Genomic DNA, 19,172 nt, shown 5'->3' with positions numbered 1-19,172 from the left:
AAGACCAAAGGGGACCGTTCGCAAGATCGGCATCCGATTTCTCCGTGTGCGGCCCGTTGGTCTGCGCCCGGCCACGATGAAAAGGGGACGACCATGGCACATCCGACACGCACCGCCAGCCTGACGATCGATGGCAAGACCTATGAATTGCCGATCCACTCGCCGACCGCTGGGCCCGATGTCATCGACATCACCAAGCTCTATGCGCAAGCGGGCGTGTTCACCCATGATCCGGGCTTCACCTCGACCTCTGCCTGCGACAGCGCCATCACTTTCATCGATGGTGACAAGGGCGAGTTGATGCACCGCGGCTATCCCATCGACCAGCTGGCCGAGAAATCCCATTACCTCGAGGTTTGCTACCTGCTGCTTTACGGCGAACTGCCCTCGGCAGCCGAGCTGGAAAAGTTCGAAACCACGATCACGCGTCACACGATGATCCACGAACAGATGCACAATTTCTTCCGTGGCTTCCGCCGCGATGCGCATCCGATGGCCACCATGGTCGGCGTCGTGGGCGCCATGTCGGCCTTCTATCACGACAGCACCGACATCAACGACGCCCACCAGCGCGAGATCGCATCCCACCGCCTGATCGCCAAGATGCCGACTATCGCGGCCATGGCCTATAAATATTCGATCGGTCAGCCCTTCGTTTATCCGCGCAACGATCTGGATTACGCCTCGAATTTCCTGCGCATGTGCTTTGCGGTGCCTGCCGAGGATTACGTCGTCGACCCGGTTCTGGCCCGCGCGATGGACCGCATCTTCACGCTGCATGCTGACCATGAGCAAAACGCCTCCACCTCGACGGTGCGTCTGGCCTCTTCCTCAGGTGCCAATCCCTTCGCCTGTATCGCCGCTGGCATCGCCTGCCTTTGGGGTCCGGCCCATGGCGGTGCCAACCAAGCCTGCCTCGAGATGCTCAAGGAAATCGGCCATCCCGCGCGCATCCCCGAATTCATCGCGCGCGCCAAGGACAAGAACGACCCCTTCCGCCTGATGGGCTTTGGTCACCGCGTCTATAAAAACTTCGACCCCCGCGCGACGGTGATGAAGAAATCCGCCGATGAGGTGCTCGATCTCTTGGGCGTGGAAAACAACCCGCTCCTCCAGATCGCCAAGGAGTTGGAGCGTATCGCGGTGCAAGACGAGTATTTCATCGAAAAAAAGCTCTTCCCAAATGTCGATTTCTATTCCGGCATCATCCTCGAGGCGATGGGTTTCCCCACCGCGATGTTCACGCCGATCTTCGCCGTCTCGCGCACGGTCGGCTGGATTTCGCAGTGGAAAGAACAGCTTGCCGATCCCGCGATGAAGATCGGCCGCCCGCGTCAGCTTTATATGGGCGAGACGCTGCGCGACTATGTCGAGATCGAGAACCGCTGAACCCGGCGCAAAAACCAACCAAAGGCCGCCCCACCGGGCGGCCTTTGTGCTTCTAAGCCCTTCTTCGTTTCATAAATATCCCCGCCGGAGGCATTGAAGTTTCTGCCCCTTCGGTGAAACCTGCCGCAACCTGCGGAGCAAGGCAAAATGACAGCCAAGATCATCATCGACACGGACCCCGGCCAAGACGACGCCGTGGCGATCCTTTTGGCCTTGGCCAGCCCAGATGAAATCGCGGTGCTGGGCATCACCACGGTCGCGGGCAATGTGCCGCTTGCGCTGACGGAGAAGAATGCGCGCATCATCTGCGAATTGGCGGGGCGGCCCGATATCGCGGTCTTTGCAGGCTGTGACAGGCCGTTGGTGCAGCCGCTTGTCACCGCCGAGCATGTGCATGGCAAGACCGGGCTTGATGGCATCGCGCTGCCCGATCCCACCATGCCGCTGCAAGACAGGCACGCGGTCGATTTCATCATCGACACGCTGCGCGCGGAAGCACCGGGCAGTGTTACGCTCTGCCCACTCGGCCCGCTGACCAATATCGCCACAGCCTTCACCCACGCCCCCGACATCATGGCCCGCGTGAACAAGATCGTCTTGATGGGCGGCGCCTATTTCGAAGTGGGCAACATCACGCCTGCTGCCGAATTCAACATCTATGTCGACCCGGAAGCTGCTGAAATCGTGTTTCAATCCGGCGTGCCGCTCGTGGTTATGCCACTTGATGTCACCCATAAGGTGCTGACTACCCGGCCAAGGATCGACGCGATCCGCGCCATAGGCAGCCCCGTGGCCCATGCCGTGGCCTCATGGACCGATTTCTTCGAGCGCTTCGACATGGCGAAATATGGGGCCGAGGGCGCGCCGCTGCATGACCCCTGCGTCATCGCCTATCTCTTGGCGCCTGCGCTTTTCACCGGCCGACATATCAATGTCGAGATCGAGACCACCTCAGCGCTCACGCGCGGCATGACGGTCGCCGATTGGTGGGGTGTGACCAAGCGGCCCAAGAATGCGATCTTCATGGGTGATGTCGATGCGGCGGGTTTTTATGCGCTGCTCACCCAACGCCTCGCGCGGCTCTGACCCTTTCCCTCAAGGCTGATCGCGCCTATCGTGCTTGGCCAAAGGATAGCCCATGACCGCACAATTCCCCTTCGACTGCAGCTACGCACGCCTGCCCGAGCGTTTCTTCACGCGGCAAGCCCCTGCCACGGTTGCAGCCCCGCGGCTGATTGCGGTCAATCATGCGCTTGCGGCCCGTTTGGGCATCACCCTGCCCGATGATGCAGCCGAGATCGCCCAGATTTTTTCGGGCAACGCCCTGCCCCACGGGGCCGATCCCTTGGCCCAAGTCTATGCCGGCCACCAGTTCGGCGGCTGGTCGCCGCAACTGGGCGATGGGCGTGCCATCCTTTTGGGCGAGGTTCTGGCCCCCGATGGTGCGCGCTTTGATATTCAGCTCAAAGGATCGGGGCGCACGCCTTATAGCCGCATGGGCGATGGGCGCGCAGCATTGGGGCCGGTCTTGCGCGAGTATATCATCTCCGAGGCGATGGCGGCTTTGGGCGTGCCCACGACCCGCGCGCTGGCCGCCGTCACGACGGGCGAGATCGTGCTGCGCGAGCGCGCCTTGCCCGGCGCGGTTTTCACCCGCGTGGCCGCCTCCCACATCCGGATCGGCACCTTCCAGTATTTCGCCGCCCGCCGCGATACCGAGGCGCTCGCGGCGCTCTGCGATTACACCATCGCGCGCCACTATCCCGCCGCCGACGGCCCCCTTGGCCTGCTCGATGCCGTCATCGCCGCGCAGGCGCGGCTGATCGCGCAATGGATGGGCTTGGGCTTTATCCATGGCGTGATGAACACCGACAATATGACGTTGTCGGGCGAGACGATCGATTACGGCCCCTGCGCCTTCATGGATGAATACCACCCCGACACGGTGTTTTCCTCGATCGACCAGTTCGGCCGCTACGCCTATGCCAACCAACCCCAGATCGCAGTCTGGAACCTTGCGCAGTTGGCCACGGCACTTTTGCCGCTGATCCCCGACCGCGAGGCGGGGATCGACAGCTTCACCGCTGCGATCAACGGCTTTTCGGACCGCTTCGATGCAGCATGGGACGGCGTGTTGCGCGCAAAGCTCGGCCTTGCCACACAGGCCGAGGGGGATGGCGTGCTCGCGCGCGATCTTTTGGCGATCATGGCCGCGAATAGTGCCGATTTCACCAATACGTTTCGCGCGCTCTCTGGCCCCGATCCGCGCAGCGCGCGCGATCAGCTCATCGACCCTACAGCCCTTGATCCGTGGCTTGCGCGCTGGCACGAACGGCTTGCCACAGAGCCGCGGGCCGCGGTTGACCGGATCGCGGCGATGCAGGGCGCCAACCCCGCGCGCATCCCGCGCAATCACCGCGTCGAAGAAGCGATTGCAGCCGCGATTTCGGATGATTTTGCAGCTTTTGAACGGCTCATGGCGGCATTGGCGATGCCCTACGACGAAGATCCAGCCTTGGCCGCATATGCACAGCCGCCCAGCGAAGGCGAACGCGTCACGGCCACCTTCTGTGGCACCTGAGCCCTCATCGTTCGAAAAAGGCGCAAATCGGGCCTGCGTGCGCGATTATTCGTACGAATAATCGCACCCCGCCCCATCAGCCGCGCGCGGGTCGGTTGATCATGATCAGCCCCGCCACCACCAGCGCCAAGGCCAACAAGATCCCGCCCCCGACGCTTTCGCCCAGCAATAACCAGCCCAAGCCCACGCCGAAGACAGGCGACAAAAAGCTGAACGCCGCAACGGACGCCGAGGGGTAGATCGACAAAAGCCACAGCCAAGCCAAGAACCCCGCCGAGACGATCACCACGATCTGAAACCCTAACCCCGCCCAATGGATCCAACTTGGGTCGCGCAAAAACGGCCCAAAAGCGAAAGCCGCCACCGCCAAGAGCGGCACCGAGACCGCCAATTGCCAAACCAGCTGCATCTCGGGGCGCACATCGCGCAGGCGCGAGGCCTTGGCCAATACCGCGATCCCCGCCCATGCGATGGCCGCCACAAGCGCGCAAAGATCGCCAATAAGCGATCCCGCCCCCTCTGACCCGCCGCGCAGCACCAGCGCCAAGACAACGCCCGCGAAAGCCAGCAGCAATCCTGCCCCTTTTTGCCCGGTGATCCGCTCGCCCGGGATCACGACATGGCCGATCAGCGCCAGCCAAAGTGGCATGGAATAAAAGATGATGGCCGAGCGTGTGACCGTGGTCAGATCGAGCGCGACGAAAAGACAGATGAACTCGACCGCGAAACAGGCCCCCATGGCCAGCCCCGGCAAAACCGTGCCTTGCGGCAGGCTGAGCGGGATGGCGCGGACCCGCATCCATGCCAAGAGGCAAATCAGCCCACCCGCCGAGCGCAAGGCCGCGAAAAACACCGGCTGAAGCCCCTCATTGACCACCGCGATCACGACTTGGTTGAACGCCAGCAATGCCGCGAACCCCGTCAGCGCCACGGCCCCAAAGGCATCGATCCTGTCCTTGGCCGGCATGGCGTGTCCCCTTGCGCGCGCCGCCATGGCGGTCGCGTCTTTTCTCGCGCGTACAAATCCCGTAAACCATCCACCGAGATCCGCAATCCCCGAGGGCTGTGCATGAACGACACGATCGAGGCGCGCTGTGAGGCCAAGGGCCTGCGCATGACCGAACAGCGCCGCGTGATCGCACAGGTGTTGGAGGCCGCCACCGACCACCCCGATGTGGAAGAGCTCTATATTCGCGCCAGCGCCCGCGATCCGCGCATCTCGATTGCCACGGTCTATCGCACTGTCAAACTATTCGAGGAATCGGGTATTCTGGAGCGGTTAGAGTTTGGCGATGGCCGCGCGCGCTACGAGGATGCCGAGCGCGATCACCACGACCATCTGATCGATATGCATTCCGGTGAAGTGATCGAATTCGTCGACCCCGAGATCGAGGCGCTGCAAGAAAAGATCGCCGCCAAGCTGGGCTATCGGCTCAAGGGCCATAAGCTCGAGCTTTACGGCGTGCCGATCCGCAAGGGCTAAGACGGCTGCGCGTGGCTGACACCGCGCCTGCGTATTCGGGGAAAGGTGAAGCTGCCATCTTGGTGCTTTCATCGCCCCGGCCCGCAGGCTAAGCCATAGGCGAGGGTCGAAAAAGGCAGCGATGATGGATAATCTCAAAGGCATGGCGTGGATGACGCTGGCCATGCTCGCCTTTGCACTGACCGATATGTTCATGGTCTTTGCCGCGCGTGAAATGCCCGTTTGGCAAATCTTGTTTTTGTTTGGCACGGGTGGTGCGGTCTTGTTCGGGCTTTGGGCGCGGATGCAGGGGCATCAATGGCTCAGCCCCGTCTTGCTCATGCGCCCCGTCATGCTGCGCAATCTGGCCGAGGTTTTTGCGACCGTCTGTTTCGTCATCGCGCTTTCGCGTATTCCGTTGTCCACACTTTCGGCGGTGATCCAAGCCAATCCGCTGTTGGTGACGCTGGGCGCAGCGATTTTCTTGGGCGAAAAGGTCGGCTGGCGGCGCTGGCTGGCCATTGCCATCGGCTTGGCGGGGGTGCTTTTGATTTTGCGCCCCGGTGCCGAAAGCTTTGATCCCGATATTCTTTACGCGGTGGCCGCCGCCATCGGCCTGTCGTTGCGCGATCTGGCGACGCGGCCTGTGCCCAAATCCGTGCCGACCCCGCTTTTGGCCAGCTACAGCTTTGCCGCACTCGCGATTGCAGGTGGCGCCGTCTTGATCGTCTCGGGCGGTTGGGTCTGGCCCAGCGTGATGATCGGGCTCTCCATCCCGGCGTCCATCCTTTTGGGCATGGTCGCCTATTTCGCGATCACCGCCGCCATGCGCGTGGGTGAGATCGCGGCGGTCACGCCGTTTCGCTACACGCGGCTGGTCTTTGCCTTTTTCATCGCCGTGGTCGTCTTTGACGAAAGCATCGACACCCTCACGCTGTTTGGTGTGGCCATCGTCATCGCCACGGGGCTTTACAGCCTATGGCGCGAGCGGCAGGCGCGGCTAACCGCTTGAACCATTGGCCGCAGCGCGGGCTGGTGCAATCCCCTTCGCATGTGCGGCAAGGCTTGCTATAGAGCGGCCAAATCCGACCCAAGGGGACATGCCATGAGCTTTATCACCGATATTCACGCCCGCGAAATCCTAGACAGCCGCGGCAATCCCACCGTCGAGGTCGATGTGACGCTGGAAGATGGCTCCATGGGCCGCGCGGCTGTCCCCTCGGGGGCTTCCACGGGCCTGCATGAGGCGGTGGAAAAGCGCGACGGTGACAAGACCCGCTATATGGGCAAGGGCGTGCTAGAGGCCGTAGCCGCCGTCAATGGCGAGATTGCCGATGCGCTGGTCGGCTTCGAGGCCACCGAGCAAGAGGCGATCGATGCCGCGCTTTGCGAGCTTGACGGCACCGACAACAAGGGCCGCTTGGGCGCCAATGCGATCTTGGGCGTCAGCCTTGCCGTGGCCAAGGCCGCCGCTGAATACTCCGCCCAACCACTTTACCGCTATGTCGGCGGCACATCCGCGCGGCTGATGCCCGTGCCGATGATGAATATCATCAATGGCGGCGAACATGCCGACAACCCGATCGATATTCAGGAATTCATGATCATGCCAGTTTCCGCGACCTCGATCGCGGATGCGGTGCGCATGGGCGCGGAGGTGTTCCACACCTTGAAGAAAGAGCTTTCAGCCGCGGGCCTGTCCACCGGGATCGGCGATGAGGGCGGCTTTGCCCCCAACCTAAGCTCTACCCGCGATGCGCTTGATTTCGTTTTGAAATCTATCGAAAAGGCAGGCTATACCCCCGGCGATGATATCATGCTGGCGCTGGATTGCGCGGCTACAGAATACTTCAAAGATGGCCGTTATGTCTTTGCAGGTGAAGGGAAAACCCTGACCTCCGATGAGAATGTCGCCTATCTTGAGGCGCTGGTGAATGATTACCCGATCTTGTCTATCGAAGACGGCTGTGCCGAGGATGATTGGGACGGCTGGCGCGCCCTGACCGAAGCCTTGGGCAACCGCGTGCAACTGGTGGGTGATGATCTGTTCGTCACCAACCCCGCCCGTCTGGCCGAAGGCATCGAAAAGGGCTGTGCCAATGCGCTGTTGGTCAAGGTCAATCAGATCGGCACGCTGTCGGAAACCTTGGCCGCCGTGAACATGGCCCATCGCAACCGCATGACCTGCGTGATGTCGCATCGCTCGGGCGAGACCGAGGATGCCACCATCGCCGATCTCGCCGTGGCCACCAATTGCGGGCAGATCAAGACCGGCTCGCTTGCCCGCTCCGACCGGCTGGCGAAATACAACCAGCTGATCCGGATCGAGGAAGCCTTGGGCGAAACCGCCATCTACGCCGGGCGGTCGATCCTGCGGGGATGAGGGTTCGCGCCCTCATCTTCGACGTTTTCGGCACCTGCGTCGATTGGCGGACCTCCGTCGCGCGGGAGGTGGCGGCGGTGTTGCCCGGCGTGGATGCCGACGCCTTCGCCACCGCGTGGCGGGCCGAGTACGACCCCGCCATGGCGCGCATCCGCGAAGGTGGGCGCGGCTATGTCGCCCTCGACGATCTGCACCGCGAGAATTTGCACAAGGTCGCAGGCGATCTGGGCGTAAGCGCCCCTGATACCCTCTCCCATGCCTGGGAAAGGCTTGATCCATGGCCCGATGTCGTGGCGGGGCTGACGGCACTGAAGGCGACCCATATCATCGCGCCCTGCTCCAACGGCTCCATCGCGCTGATGACGCGGCTAGCGAAATTCGGCGACCTGCCGTGGGATTGCATCTTGGGCGCCGAGATCGCGCAGGATTACAAGCCAAAGCCGCGCGTCTATCTGGCCGCCTGCGCCGCGCTGCGCCTGCCCCCCGATCAGGTGATGATGGTGGCCGCCCATAATGACGATCTGCACGCCGCCCGTGCCGCCGGTCTGATGACAGCCTTCGTGCCGCGCCCGACAGAACACGGGCCGGGCCAGACCACCGATCTGATACCCGAAGCCGATTGGGATATCATCGCCCATGATTTTCAAGATCTTGCAAGGCAGCTGACCCCATGACCGCTGACGATATCATCGCCCATCTGAACCTCGCCCCCCATCCCGAGGGCGGCTTTTACCGCCAGACATGGGTGGCCGAGAACCAAGGCCGCCCTGTGGGCACCTGCATCTATTTTCTGCTCAAAGCAGGGCAGGCCAGCCATTGGCACAAGGTCGACGCGACCGAGATCTGGCTCTACCACGCGGGCGCGCCGCTGATCCTGTCGCTCTCGGCTACGGATCACGGTCCGGCCACCGATCATTTACTGACCCCCGATCTGGGCGCGGGCGCACCACAGATCATCGTGCCCGAGAACCATTGGCAGGCCGCGCGCACGACGGGCGATTACACGCTCGTCTCTTGCACCGTCTCGCCGGGGTTCGATTTCGCGGGCTTCACGCTTGCGCCACCAGGCTTTGACATCGCGCGCGGATAGGCGTGCAGATCGCCCTCGCCGCCGCCCGCGCGATGGGCTAGGTCACGGGTATGACCGCACAAGCTCCCCAGACCGGCGACACAGGCGCAGGCTTTGCCTACGCGGTCTCGGCCTATCTGATGTGGGGGTTTTTACCGCTTTATATGAAGGCGATCACCCATATCCCCCCGGTCGAGATTATCGCCCACCGCATCTTGTGGTCGGTGCCCATTGCTGGGCTGATCTTGATCGCGCTGGGGCGCACGGGCGATGTGATGCGCGCACTCAAGACCCCGCGCATGGTAGGCATGGCGGCGGTGACCGCTGCGCTCATCTCGGTCAATTGGGGTGTTTATGTCTGGGCCATCGCCAATGACCGCGCGCTTGATGCAGCCTTGGGCTATTACATCAACCCGCTGTTCTCCGTGGCTTTGGGCGCGATCTTGCTGCGCGAGAAGCTGGCCCGGGCGCAATGGGTGGCCGTGGGGCTGGCCGGTCTTGCCGTGGCGATCTTGACGATCTCGGCGAGCGTTCTGCCTTGGGTGGCGCTGGTCTTGATGACGACCTTCGGCATCTATGGCTTTTTGCGCAAAACGCTTCCCATCGGCCCCAATCAGGGTTTCTTACTCGAGGTTTTGCTGCTTTGCCCGCTGGCGCTGGCCTATCTCGCTTGGCTTGGCCCAAGCGGCCAATTCTTCGCAGGGAGTTGGCAAGATACGGCGCTGTTGATTGGCACGGGGGCGGTCACGGCGGTTCCGCTGATGCTTTACGCCAATGGCGCCAAGGGCTTACGGCTTTCGACCATCGGCCTGTTGCAATATATCGCGCCGACGATGATCTTTCTGATCGCGGTTTTTATCTTTAACGAACCCTTCGGCCCCGCCCGCGCCGTGGCCTTTCCGCTGATATGGGCTGCACTCATCCTTTACACGGTCACGCTGATCCGCAATGCGCGGACAGGCCGCGCCTAATCCCTGTCCATCTTTGCTTCAAAAATACTCCGGGGGTTTGGGGGCAGAGCCCCCATGCTTGCTCTCACACCCGGCTCACCCGCCCACCGCCAACGGGGGCGGCCACCCCGGTGGTTCCCGGCGCCGAGGTCGGCAGACCGAGAAGCACACGCGCCGCCAGATAAGCGAAAGCCTGCGCCTCGAGCATATCGCCATCAAGCCCCACCGCCTCGACCGGCGATACGGGGCGGTCGAGTGCCGCTGCAAGCATCTCCATCAACCCCGGATTATGCCGCCCGCCGCCAGTGACATAAACCTGCGCGGGGGCCTTGGGCAGATGCATCATCGCCTGCGACACCGCGCCCGCCGCACAGGCGGCCAAGGTCGCGACCGCATCGGCATCATCCATTCCCGCCACCCAAGCGCCCAGATCGGGAAAGGCATCACGATCAAGCGATTTGGGCGGCATCCGGCGGAAATAGGCATCATCGAGAAACACGGCCACCGTTTCGGCATCGACCCGGCCCTGCAGGGTCAAAACCCCGTCTTGGTCAAATCGCTGGCCGCGCCGGGCAAAGATCAGATCATCGATGGGCGCATTGGCAGGGCCCGTGTCAAAGGCCAAGCATGCACCGGGCAGCTCCGGCGCATCCATCTGTGGATCGACCCAAGTGATATTGCCCACACCGCCCAGATTGAGAAAGGCCACAGGCCCTATCGCCCCGATAAAGCGGGCCAAGGCCCAGTGATAGAACGGGGCCAAGGGCGCGCCCTGCCCGCCCAATTGCATATCGTTGGACCGAAAATCCCACACTGTCGTCACCCCGATCACCGCCGCGATCCGCGCGCCATCGCCCGCTTGATGGGTGCGCCCGCCCGCTGGGTCATGGGCCAATGTCTGGCCGTGAAAGCCAAAGGCCGCGATATCGCCCAAGCCCGCCAGCACCTCCAGATGGGCGTCTTCGACCACGCGCGCGGCATCAGCCACCCCCGCTTCGCCGGGCCAGCGGCCAAGGCTTGCGCGGATCGTGGCGCGTTCCTCGGGGTGATAGGGGCGGTAGCGGCTTTCGCCAAACCCCATGACCGCCACACCGTCGGTATCGATCACGGCCAGATCCACACCATCCATCGAGGTGCCCGACATTGCACCCGCCACGCGCATCACATGGCTCTGGTCACTCTTTCCCTTCACCGTCACGCCCGCTATAGCCTCGCCCCACATAGAACATAAGCATGGACCGGAGCCCGATGACCTACCAGCCCAAATCGGATTTCCTGCGCGAGATCATCGCGCGTGGCTTTTTGGCCGATTGTACCGATCTGCAAAGCCTTGATGACGCGCTGATCAAAGGGCCTGTCACCTGCTATATCGGATATGACGCGACCGCCAAATCGCTGCATGTGGGCCATCTGCTCAACATCATGCTTTTGCGCTGGTGGCAAAAAACCGGCAACCGCCCGATCACATTGATGGGTGGCGGCACGACCAAGGTGGGCGATCCCAGCTTTCGCGCCGATGAGCGCCCGCTTTTGACGCCTGACCAGATCGACGCCAATATCGCAGGCATGCAGCGCGTGTTTGGCCGCTATCTCGGCTATGGCGGGGGTAAGACCGACGCCACTATGCTGAACAATGCCGAATGGCTTGATGGGCTGAACTATCTTGAGTTCCTGCGCGATATCGGGCGGCATTTCTCGGTCAACCGGATGCTGTCGTTTGAAAGCGTGAAATCGCGGCTGGACCGCGAGCAAAGCCTCAGCTTTCTCGAATTCAATTACATGATCTTGCAGGCTTACGATTTCCTTGAGCTTTACCGCCGCGAGGGCTGCGTGCTTCAAATGGGCGGCTCGGATCAATGGGGCAATATCGTCAACGGGATCGACCTGACCCGCCGGGTGGTGGATGCACAAATTTTCGGGCTGACCACACCGCTTTTGACCACCTCGGATGGGCGCAAGATGGGCAAATCCCAAGGCGGGGCCATCTGGCTCGATGGTGACATGCTATCGCCCTATGAGTTCTGGCAGTTCTGGCGCAACACCACCGATGCCGATGTGGGGCGTTTCTTGAAGCTCTATACCGAATTGCCGGTGGCCGAATGCGACCGCCTTGGCGCGCTTGCAGGGTCCGAGATCAACGCGGCCAAGATCATCCTTGCCAATGAGGTAACAACGCTGCTGCACGGGGCCGAGGCGGCCGCCACAGCCGAGGCGACGGCGCGCGAAGTGTTTGAGCGCGGCGGTGCAGGTGATGATTTGCCGACGCTCACCCTCAGCGCCGCAGAGGTCGCCGATGGCATCTCGGTCGCACAGTTGATCACGCGGGCGGGGCTTGCCGCCTCGGGCAAAGAGGCCAAGCGCCTGATCGCCGAGGGTGGCGCGCGGATGAATGACGAAGGTCTGACCGATGCGGGCCAGATGATCACTGCGGCCGATCTGGCCCAACCGATCAAGCTATCGGCGGGCAAAAAGCGCCATGCGCTGGTGGTGCTGGCGGGCTGAAGCCAGCCCGACCCCGCCCTACCCCGCCACCGCGCGCAAGAGCCGCGCGCGGCCCGGCGGCACGGCACGGATCTCAAGCCCCGTGAAGACATGGAGTGTATCAAGATCGCGGTCGATGACCGCGTGATCGCTGACCCAGCCCCCCATCATCAAATAGGTGCGCAGCAAGGGTGGCATCTTGGCCTGCGCGCGCTTGAGGTCGGGCTTGCGCCGCAGGCGCGCAGCGTATCGGAAAACGGCCGGTGCCTTGACGCGCGGCAACCAACGCTTGGGCGCGATATGGCGGTCGCGCAACAGCGCGAAAGCGTCCGAATAATCGCGCGCCTCGGTGCCGTGAAAGGATGAGCAGCCAAACAGCATCTCGACCCCGTCGCGATCAACCAGCGCTGTCATCGCGCCCCATGCCAGCCGCAGAATATCGGGATCATGCCAATCGGGATGGATGCAAAAGCGCCCCATCTCGACCATCGGCCCGTCGAAGGCGGCGAGCGCCGATAATTCATAGAATTGTGCCGAATAGCTGCGCCCGATCTCGGCACCCGAACCCAGCCGCAACAGGCGGAAACAGCACACCAGCGCGCCTGAACCGATATCCTCGATCAAAACATGGGTGCAGGTCTCATCGAAATCATCGCGGTCCAGACGCTCGGCATCGGGGCCGCGAAAGGCCAAGGTGCGCAAGCGCTGGGCCGCTTCAAGATCATCGCCACTCACCGCGATCCGCGCGCGGTAGCGCCCTTTTGCCAGATCCAACATCACGACACGCTCCTGCCCCGTCGATCGCAGTCTATCCCGGCCGATCATACCGGGATATGCGCCGCATGCTATGATGCGTGCATGACCATCTCACGACAAGAAGCAGCTTTAGTTGTCCAGCGCCTCACCGATGTTGATCCGGCCGAAATTGCCAAGCAATTGACCAAAGAAGGTTACTTCGCGCACCGAGCTTGTCGTCACGCGGCGCGACAATTGCACGACACGCCCATCTTCCAGCCCAAATTCTTCGACATTGCTGACCCGACCGTTGGCGTCGAAAGAGATCGCAAGCAACTGCCGCTCCATGATTTGCGGCGCACGAACACCCAGCGAGCGAATCCGGTAGGCTGTATATAGCCACGCTTCGTCGCGCATCACGCCTGCGGCACCCGGCGTGCCGATGGCCGCGATCACCGCATCACGGCTCGCGCCGATCTGCACCTGTTCCAGCGCTTCGGCGGGCGGCACATAGCCATGATTGTCGAATGTCGCGTCGCATGCGGCCAATGACAGCGCAAGCGCCAGACCGATCAGACCTTTGCGTATTGCGCGCGCGTGCTCTCGCATGACCACCCTCTTGCCTGTGCGCCGTGATCGCGCCACCCTTGCGCCGCGACCGAAAGCTTTCTATCGGCTTAACCGACCCATGCCCATAGGGCAAGAAGACGACTGCGCCACGAGGAGGGCGCGCCATGGCCGACACCTCAGAAAAAATCGTCCTCGCCCGCCTGCCCCGCTCTGCGGCGTTTAGCTTTGATCTTGCCCCCGATGCACCGGCGCGCGCAGCACTTGCCGCTGAATTCGGATTGCTCGCGCTGCGCAAGCTGCGATTTGCTGGCAGTTTGGTGGCCGAGGGCAAGCGCGACTGGGCGCTGCAGGCGACATTGGGCGCGACCGTGGTCCAGCCTTGTGTCGTGACAGCCGAGCCCGTGACAACGCGCATCGACGACCCGGTCACGCGCCGCTTTTTGGCGAATATGCCCCAGCCCGAGGGCGATGAGGCCGAGATCCCCGACGATGATACGCTCGAGCCGCTGCCCGAGATCTTGGATTTGGCCACGCTCATGGCCGAGGCCTTGGCGCTTGCCTTGCCGTTATATCCCCGTGCGCCCGGCGCCGCGCTTGCACAGGCGCGTTTCGCGCCGCCGGGTGTCGCGCCCCTTGATGATGAGGCAGCCAAGCCCTTGGCCGGTTTAGCCGCGCTGCGCGACAAGCTGGCCGGCCAAGATGACCCTGAAAAAGACCGCTAATGGCGCATCGGCGAAAAGGTCTTGCGCCGCCCCGGAATCCGGGTATGTTCCCGGCCTCATTCGACCCCGGCTGCGGGCGCGCGCGATCTGCCGCGTTCGACCCTTCCGGCGCGAGGCCAAAAGCCGCGCGGTGGGATGCCGATAGGCGGTCGAGCAATTGAGATTTGATAGGACCGGGCGGGCCGCCAAGCGATCGCCCCCAAGACATTGAGGTTGTGACATGGCTGTCCCCCAGAACCGAGTGACGCGCTCCCGCCGCGGCATGCGCCGCGCCCATGATGCGTTGGTCGCCGCCAACCCCAACGAGTGCCCCTCTTGCGGTGAGCTCAAGCGCCCGCATCACGTGTGCCCCTCCTGCGGCACCTATAACGACCGTCAGGTCGTCGCGCAGGCAAGCGAAGTCGATCTCGACGAAGACGCGGCCTGAGCCTGCGGCAACCCCGAGGCGACAAGGCGATCGGGCGTATGGGCGATGGTAATGCATTGACGGTAAAGGCGAACGCCGGACCCGTCCTTTCCATCGATGCGATGGGTAGCGATCTCGGCCCTGCGGTCGTGATCGCAGGCATGGCGAAATTCGCAGCCAAAAACCCGGCCATTCGTTTCATCGTGCATGGCAATCGCCCCGAGCTTGAACGCTTGGTCGAGCGCCGTCGCGCGCTTTCCGACCGCTGTGAAATCCGCCATACCGATGGCGTTGTGACCATGGATGCCAAGCCATCGCATGTCGTGCGGCATGGCAAAGACACCTCCATGTGGTCCTGCGTCGAGGCCGTCCGCTCGGGCGAGGCCGGTGCCGCCGTCAGCTGTGGCAATACCGGCGCGCTCATGGCGCTGTCGATGCTGCGGCTGCGCAAGATCGAGGGGGTGAACCGCCCCGCCATCGCCTGTCTTTGGCCCTCACGCAACCCCAAGGGGTTTAACGTGATGCTGGATGTCGGCGCCGATATCCGCGCCGATGCGGGCGATTTGCTGCAATATGCGCTGATGGGCGCAAGCTATGCGCGCAACGGCCTTGACCTTGCCCGCCCGCGTGTCGGCCTGCTCAATGTCGGGACCGAGGAACACAAGGGCCGGGCCGAGTTGAAATTCGCCGCCGAATTGATTGAACGCGTCAGCCATGCCGCCGATTTCGAATTCGTGGGCTTTGTCGAGGGCAGCGACCTTCCATCGGCCAAGGTGGATGTGATCGTGACCGATGGGTTTACCGGCAATGTCGCGCTGAAAACCGGCGAAGGCACCGCGCGGCTGATCAGCGAACGCATGCGCGAGGCGTTTTCCTATTCAATCCTTAGCCGCATGGCCGCCGTTTTGGCCTATCCCTCGCTCAAGCGGCTCTCCAAACGGATCGACCCGCGCCGGGTGAATGGCGGGGTATTTCTGGGCCTGAACGGTACGGTGGTCAAATCGCATGGCTCAGCCGATGCGACAGGGGTGGCCGCGGCCATCAAACTGGCCGAGCGGCTTGCTGCTGCGGGCTTTCACGAACGACTTGCCGCGCGCATCGCCGCGGCCGAACAGGCCGCCGCCGCGGCCATGCAGGCAGAGGCAGGACAATCATGATCCGCGCAGTTCCCATCGGCATCGGTCACTACCTGCCCACTCGCGTCGTTGCGAACGCCGAGTTTGAAAAGACACTCGACACCACCGATGAATGGATTCGCGACCGCTCGGGCATCGAACGGCGTCATTTCGCCGCCGATGGCGAGACGACCAGCCAAATGGCCATCGCGGCAGCGCGCGCAGCCCTCGATATGGCGGGGCTGACGGCCAATGATATCGACGCGATCATCGTCGCGACCTCGACGCCGGATCTGACCTTTCCCTCCTGCGCCACGATGGTGCAGGCGGGCTTGGGGATGGAGCGGGGATTCGCCTTTGATGTGCAGGCGGTCTGCGCGGGATTCGTTTTTGCGCTGGCCAATGCCAATGCGCTGATCATCGCGGGCCAAGCGCGCCGGGTGATGGTGATCGGGGCCGAGACATTCAGCCGGATCATGGATTGGACCGACCGTGGCACCTGCGTGCTTTTCGGCGATGGTGCGGGCGCGCTTTTGCTCGAGGCGCAAGATGGCACGGGCCAATCCGATGATCGCGGCATCTTGTCGACCGATCTCAATTCCGACGGGCGCTACCGTGATCTGCTTTATGTCGATGGTGGCGTCTCATCCTCGCAGACCACCGGCGTGCTGCGCATGGAGGGCCGCGAGGTTTTCCGCCATGCTGTTGAAAAGCTTGCCGAAACCGCCCATCGCGCCTTGGACCGGGCCGGTGTTGGTGCCGATGCTGTCGATTGGATCGTGCCCCATCAGGCCAATCTGCGCATCATCACCCGCACGGCGCAAAAGATGGGCGTGGGCATGGACCGGGTCGTGGTGACGGTGCAAGATCACGGCAATACCTCGGCCGCCTCCATCCCGCTGGCCCTGTCGGTCGGCGTGGGTCGCGGCCAGATCAAGCGCGGCGATCTGTTGGTTTGCGAGGCGATCGGCGGTGGCCTTGCATGGGGTGCCGTGGTCATCCGCTGGTAGCCAAAAGCGGCAGATAAACGCCTTGTTTCAAGCCTCTCGATTGACTCGCGCATTGCCTTGATCCATCCTCGGGCAACTTTGGGGAGACGCAAGGCATGAGTGATAACACACTGACACGCATGGACCTATCTGAGGCGGTGTTCCGCGCGGTGGGCCTGTCGCGAAACGAAAGCGCGCAATTGGTCGAACGGGTGTTGGAATTGATGTCCGATGCGCTGGCCGAGGGTGAGCAGGTCAAGATCTCGTCCTTTGGCACGTTTTCGGTGCGCGCCAAGACCGCCCGCGTCGGCCGCAACCCCAAGACCGGCGAAGAGGTACCGATTAGCCCGCGCCGCGTGCTGACCTTCCGCCCCTCGCATCTGATGAAGGACAGGGTCGCAGCGGGCAACCGCGGCTAACCCCCTGCGCGCGCCCATGCGGCGTGCAACTTGATCGCAGCTAAGCCAAGAAGGCAGGCCAAATCCGCCATGACGAAATCGTCGCAAGCCTTTCGAACGATCCGCGAAGTGGCGGAATGGTTGGGCGTGGCAGCGCATGTCCTACGATTTTGGGAATCGAAGTTTCCACAGATCAAGCCGGTCAAGCGCGCGGGCGGGCGGCGCTATTACCGCCCATCCGATATGGAATTGGTAGGCGGTATCAAGGTCTTGCTACATGATCGCGGCCTGACGATCCGAGGCGTGCAGCGCATGATCCGCGAAAGCGGGATTGGCGCTGTCGCCGCGCTGTCGCCGCCGCTTGACCTGTCGGCCAGTATCGACGGGGATGATCCCACGGCAGATTGGATCGTGGATAGCCAGCAAGAAGGCGCGGCGCTGCACATCGAAGCCGCGCAAACCGATACCGCACCCGCCACGGTACCCGCGCCACGCGATATTGCGACCATACAAGACAGCCTAGCCCGCTTGGCGGCCATCGCCGCCGATCCTGCGGCGCTGTCACCCACGACACGGACCCGCCTTGTTTCGGCACTGGTCGTGCTGCGTGCGAAGATGCGCGAACAAGCGCCTGCCTGACCCCTTGCGCCCCCCGGGGAAATCGCTAGAAGGACTGCACGGCGGGCTATAGCGCAGCCTGGTAGCGCGTCCGTCTGGGGGACGGAAGGTCGCAGGTTCAAGTCCTGCTAGCCCGACCATCACCTCCCCGCTTTGGGGGGTGCCCGTGAAAACCGCCCTTGCGCCGACGGCGCGGGCGGTTTTTTCTTGGGCAAAACAGGGATTGGCCAGATGACAGATAAACGCCAAGGGGTTTTGCCCGATACCGCGATTGAGGCGATGATCGCAGGCGGGGCCATCCGTTGCGACATCCCCGATGCGGGACAGGTGCAACCGGCCAGCCTTGATCTACGCTTGGGGACCATCGCCTACCGCGTGCGCGCCTCGTTCCTTGCGGGGGCTGGACGGTCTGTGGCCGACCGCATCGCGGAATTCGAGATGCACCGGATGGACCTGACCCAAGGGGCCGTGCTGGAAAAGGGCTGTGTCTATGTCGTGCCCTTGATGGAGGGGCTGGCGCTCCCCGATGATGTGACGGCGGTGTGCAATGCCAAAAGCTCCACGGGTCGCGTCGATTGCCTGACGCGGGTGATCGCGGATGGCGGCACGGAGTTTGACCGCATCCCCGCAGGCTACACAGGCCCGCTTTATGCCGAGATTTGCCCGCGCTCCTTCTCGGTCAAGGTGGCGCCGGGGCTGCGGCTAAACCAAATCCGCTTTCGGCGCGGCCAAGCGGTCTTGTCAGACGCCGAACTCGCCGCGCGCCACGCTGAGACACCGCTGGTCGATGGTGTGGCCGTCATCGACGAGGGTTTGGGCTTTTCCGTCGATCTGACACCCACGGCCAAGGGCATCGTGGGCTACCGCGCCAAGCCGCATACAGGCGTCATCGACCTGACCCAGATCGGCGCGCATGAGATCGCGGATTTCTGGGAAGAGGTGCGCGGCGAAGATGGGCGCATCATCCTTGACCCGGGTGCCTTTTATATTCTCGTCAGCCGCGAGGCGGTGACGATCCCGCCCGACTGCGCCGCCGAAATGTCACCCTATCTGGCCATGGTGGGTGAGTTTCGCGTGCATTACGCGGGGTTTTTCGACCCCGGCTTTGGCCATGGCGTGCCTGCACGCGGCGTGCTTGAGGTGCGCTGTCACGAAGCGCCCTTTGTCTTGGAACATGGGCAGGTGGTGGGACGGCTGGTCTATGAACGCATGGCCGATGCGCCGCGCACGCTTTACGGCACCACCATCGCCTCGAACTATCAAGGCCAAGGGCTAAAGCTCTCCAAGCATTTCCGGGGATAGGC

The 19,172-nt window shown here is 62.9% G+C and carries 21 protein-coding genes and 1 tRNA gene; 18 read left to right on the top strand and 4 right to left on the bottom strand.

Translation table 11 applies throughout. From position 1 onward, the window contains the following. Positions 1-93 precede the first annotated feature (93 nt). The 3 genes from gltA (at position 94) to KG698_RS09305 (ending at position 3,970) form a co-directional block, all read left to right on the top strand. Positions 94-1,389 carry a citrate synthase gene (gltA, locus tag KG698_RS09315; protein ID WP_213685283.1) on the top strand — a complete coding sequence of 432 codons (1,296 nt, stop codon included), beginning with the start codon at positions 94-96 and terminating at the stop codon, positions 1,387-1,389. A gap of 147 nt (positions 1,390-1,536) precedes the next feature. Then, positions 1,537-2,475 carry a nucleoside hydrolase gene (locus KG698_RS09310; protein ID WP_213685282.1) on the top strand — a complete coding sequence of 313 codons (939 nt, stop codon included), beginning with the start codon at positions 1,537-1,539 and terminating at the stop codon, positions 2,473-2,475. A gap of 52 nt (positions 2,476-2,527) precedes the next feature. Next, entirely contained in the window at positions 2,528-3,970 is a 1,443-nt protein-coding gene (locus tag KG698_RS09305; RefSeq protein WP_213685281.1) for a YdiU family protein, read from the top strand. Positions 3,971-4,046: 76 nt separating this feature from the next. Here the strand turns inward: KG698_RS09305 and KG698_RS09300 are convergent, their stop codons facing one another. Then, positions 4,047-4,937 (bottom strand): DMT family transporter, encoded by an 891-nt coding sequence (locus KG698_RS09300; protein ID WP_213685280.1) that lies wholly within the window; start codon positions 4,935-4,937, stop codon positions 4,047-4,049. Positions 4,938-5,039: 102 nt separating this feature from the next. Between KG698_RS09300 and KG698_RS09295 the strand changes: the two genes are divergently transcribed. From KG698_RS09295 to rarD, 6 genes are all read left to right on the top strand, one after another. Then, positions 5,040-5,453 carry a Fur family transcriptional regulator gene (locus KG698_RS09295; RefSeq protein WP_213685279.1) on the top strand — a complete coding sequence of 138 codons (414 nt, stop codon included), beginning with the start codon at positions 5,040-5,042 and terminating at the stop codon, positions 5,451-5,453. A gap of 124 nt (positions 5,454-5,577) precedes the next feature. Continuing rightward, positions 5,578-6,444 (top strand): DMT family transporter, encoded by an 867-nt coding sequence (locus tag KG698_RS09290; protein ID WP_213685278.1) that lies wholly within the window; start codon positions 5,578-5,580, stop codon positions 6,442-6,444. A gap of 93 nt (positions 6,445-6,537) precedes the next feature. Then, the gene (eno, locus tag KG698_RS09285; RefSeq protein WP_213685277.1) at positions 6,538-7,815 is read left to right on the top strand and encodes a phosphopyruvate hydratase; all 1,278 of its coding nucleotides are present in this window, start codon (positions 6,538-6,540) and stop codon (positions 7,813-7,815) included. Further along, on the top strand, positions 7,812-8,489 hold the full coding sequence (locus tag KG698_RS09280; protein ID WP_213685276.1) for a haloacid dehalogenase type II: 678 nt from the start codon (positions 7,812-7,814) through the stop codon (positions 8,487-8,489). The genes eno and KG698_RS09280 overlap by 4 nt, the downstream gene beginning before the upstream one ends. Then, positions 8,486-8,905, top strand: a complete 420-nt coding sequence (locus KG698_RS09275; protein ID WP_213685275.1) for a cupin domain-containing protein — start codon at positions 8,486-8,488, stop codon at positions 8,903-8,905. Before KG698_RS09280 ends, KG698_RS09275 begins: the two co-directional genes overlap by 4 nt. A gap of 50 nt (positions 8,906-8,955) precedes the next feature. Further along, on the top strand, positions 8,956-9,855 hold the full coding sequence (gene rarD / locus KG698_RS09270) for an EamA family transporter RarD (protein ID WP_213685274.1): 900 nt from the start codon (positions 8,956-8,958) through the stop codon (positions 9,853-9,855). Positions 9,856-9,919: 64 nt separating this feature from the next. Here the strand turns inward: rarD and KG698_RS09265 are convergent, their stop codons facing one another. Then, positions 9,920-10,996, bottom strand: coding sequence for an anhydro-N-acetylmuramic acid kinase (locus KG698_RS09265; RefSeq protein WP_213685337.1), 1,077 nt, complete (start codon positions 10,994-10,996; stop codon positions 9,920-9,922). A gap of 86 nt (positions 10,997-11,082) precedes the next feature. Here KG698_RS09265 and tyrS point away from each other — a divergent pair, with 86 nt between their 5' ends. After that, positions 11,083-12,336 carry a tyrosine--tRNA ligase gene (gene tyrS / locus KG698_RS09260; RefSeq protein ID WP_213685273.1) on the top strand — a complete coding sequence of 418 codons (1,254 nt, stop codon included), beginning with the start codon at positions 11,083-11,085 and terminating at the stop codon, positions 12,334-12,336. Between the two features lie 18 nt (positions 12,337-12,354). Here the strand turns inward: tyrS and KG698_RS09255 are convergent, their stop codons facing one another. After that, a complete protein-coding gene (locus KG698_RS09255; protein WP_213685272.1) occupies positions 12,355-13,092 on the bottom strand; it encodes a GNAT family N-acyltransferase in 738 nt (245 codons plus the stop codon). A 108-nt stretch (positions 13,093-13,200) separates the two neighbouring features. Further along, positions 13,201-13,659, bottom strand: coding sequence for an outer membrane protein assembly factor BamE (locus tag KG698_RS09250; RefSeq protein ID WP_213685271.1), 459 nt, complete (start codon positions 13,657-13,659; stop codon positions 13,201-13,203). A gap of 125 nt (positions 13,660-13,784) precedes the next feature. Between KG698_RS09250 and KG698_RS09245 the strand changes: the two genes are divergently transcribed. The 8 genes from KG698_RS09245 (at position 13,785) to KG698_RS09210 (ending at position 19,170) form a co-directional block, all read left to right on the top strand. Beyond that, positions 13,785-14,342, top strand: a complete 558-nt coding sequence (locus tag KG698_RS09245; protein ID WP_213685270.1) for a YceD family protein — start codon at positions 13,785-13,787, stop codon at positions 14,340-14,342. 220 nt (positions 14,343-14,562) lie between these two features. Next, positions 14,563-14,769 carry a 50S ribosomal protein L32 gene (gene rpmF, locus KG698_RS09240; protein WP_213685269.1) on the top strand — a complete coding sequence of 69 codons (207 nt, stop codon included), beginning with the start codon at positions 14,563-14,565 and terminating at the stop codon, positions 14,767-14,769. Positions 14,770-14,807: 38 nt separating this feature from the next. Continuing rightward, on the top strand, positions 14,808-15,905 hold the full coding sequence (plsX, locus tag KG698_RS09235) for a phosphate acyltransferase PlsX (protein WP_213685268.1): 1,098 nt from the start codon (positions 14,808-14,810) through the stop codon (positions 15,903-15,905). Next, positions 15,899-16,873, top strand: coding sequence for a beta-ketoacyl-ACP synthase 3 (locus tag KG698_RS09230; RefSeq protein ID WP_213685336.1), 975 nt, complete (start codon positions 15,899-15,901; stop codon positions 16,871-16,873). Before plsX ends, KG698_RS09230 begins: the two co-directional genes overlap by 7 nt. 95 nt (positions 16,874-16,968) lie before the next feature. Beyond that, positions 16,969-17,271: an integration host factor subunit alpha gene (ihfA, locus tag KG698_RS09225; RefSeq protein WP_213685267.1), complete on the top strand. Its 303-nt coding sequence runs from the start codon at positions 16,969-16,971 to the stop codon at positions 17,269-17,271. Between the two features lie 69 nt (positions 17,272-17,340). Continuing rightward, a complete protein-coding gene (locus tag KG698_RS09220) occupies positions 17,341-17,889 on the top strand; it encodes a MerR family transcriptional regulator (protein ID WP_213685266.1) in 549 nt (182 codons plus the stop codon). A gap of 42 nt (positions 17,890-17,931) precedes the next feature. After that, a tRNA-Pro gene (locus tag KG698_RS09215) sits at positions 17,932-18,008 on the top strand. 91 nt (positions 18,009-18,099) lie between these two features. Further along, complete coding sequence (locus KG698_RS09210) at positions 18,100-19,170, top strand: 2'-deoxycytidine 5'-triphosphate deaminase (protein WP_213685265.1); 1,071 nt, start codon at positions 18,100-18,102, stop codon at positions 19,168-19,170. The last annotated feature ends 2 nt before the right edge of the window (positions 19,171-19,172 follow it).

The sequence above is a fragment of the Roseicyclus sp. genome (assembly GCF_018402035.1).
Lineage (GTDB): Bacteria > Pseudomonadota > Alphaproteobacteria > Rhodobacterales > Rhodobacteraceae > Roseicyclus.
Note: the sequence above shows the minus strand (reverse complement) of the source record. Positions and strands in the feature narration are given on the sequence as shown.

Coding starts and splice junctions, on each gene's coding strand:
- ihfA (WP_213685267.1), top strand. CDS start 16,969: ATGAGTGATAACACACTGACACGCATGGACCTATCTGAGGCGGTGTTC.
- KG698_RS09275 (WP_213685275.1), top strand. CDS start 8,486: ATGACCGCTGACGATATCATCGCCCATCTGAACCTCGCCCCCCATCCC.
- KG698_RS09295 (WP_213685279.1), top strand. CDS start 5,040: ATGAACGACACGATCGAGGCGCGCTGTGAGGCCAAGGGCCTGCGCATG.
- KG698_RS09255 (WP_213685272.1), bottom strand. CDS start 13,092: ATGTTGGATCTGGCAAAAGGGCGCTACCGCGCGCGGATCGCGGTGAGT.
- KG698_RS09265 (WP_213685337.1), bottom strand. CDS start 10,996: ATGCGCGTGGCGGGTGCAATGTCGGGCACCTCGATGGATGGTGTGGAT.
- KG698_RS09310 (WP_213685282.1), top strand. CDS start 1,537: ATGACAGCCAAGATCATCATCGACACGGACCCCGGCCAAGACGACGCC.
- KG698_RS09220 (WP_213685266.1), top strand. CDS start 17,341: ATGACGAAATCGTCGCAAGCCTTTCGAACGATCCGCGAAGTGGCGGAA.
- rpmF (WP_213685269.1), top strand. CDS start 14,563: ATGGCTGTCCCCCAGAACCGAGTGACGCGCTCCCGCCGCGGCATGCGC.
- KG698_RS09250 (WP_213685271.1), bottom strand. CDS start 13,659: ATGCGAGAGCACGCGCGCGCAATACGCAAAGGTCTGATCGGTCTGGCG.
- KG698_RS09300 (WP_213685280.1), bottom strand. CDS start 4,937: ATGCCGGCCAAGGACAGGATCGATGCCTTTGGGGCCGTGGCGCTGACG.
- KG698_RS09280 (WP_213685276.1), top strand. CDS start 7,812: ATGAGGGTTCGCGCCCTCATCTTCGACGTTTTCGGCACCTGCGTCGAT.
- gltA (WP_213685283.1), top strand. CDS start 94: ATGGCACATCCGACACGCACCGCCAGCCTGACGATCGATGGCAAGACC.
- KG698_RS09305 (WP_213685281.1), top strand. CDS start 2,528: ATGACCGCACAATTCCCCTTCGACTGCAGCTACGCACGCCTGCCCGAG.
- KG698_RS09245 (WP_213685270.1), top strand. CDS start 13,785: ATGGCCGACACCTCAGAAAAAATCGTCCTCGCCCGCCTGCCCCGCTCT.
- KG698_RS09210 (WP_213685265.1), top strand. CDS start 18,100: ATGACAGATAAACGCCAAGGGGTTTTGCCCGATACCGCGATTGAGGCG.
- tyrS (WP_213685273.1), top strand. CDS start 11,083: ATGACCTACCAGCCCAAATCGGATTTCCTGCGCGAGATCATCGCGCGT.
- rarD (WP_213685274.1), top strand. CDS start 8,956: ATGACCGCACAAGCTCCCCAGACCGGCGACACAGGCGCAGGCTTTGCC.
- eno (WP_213685277.1), top strand. CDS start 6,538: ATGAGCTTTATCACCGATATTCACGCCCGCGAAATCCTAGACAGCCGC.
- KG698_RS09290 (WP_213685278.1), top strand. CDS start 5,578: ATGGATAATCTCAAAGGCATGGCGTGGATGACGCTGGCCATGCTCGCC.
- plsX (WP_213685268.1), top strand. CDS start 14,808: ATGGGCGATGGTAATGCATTGACGGTAAAGGCGAACGCCGGACCCGTC.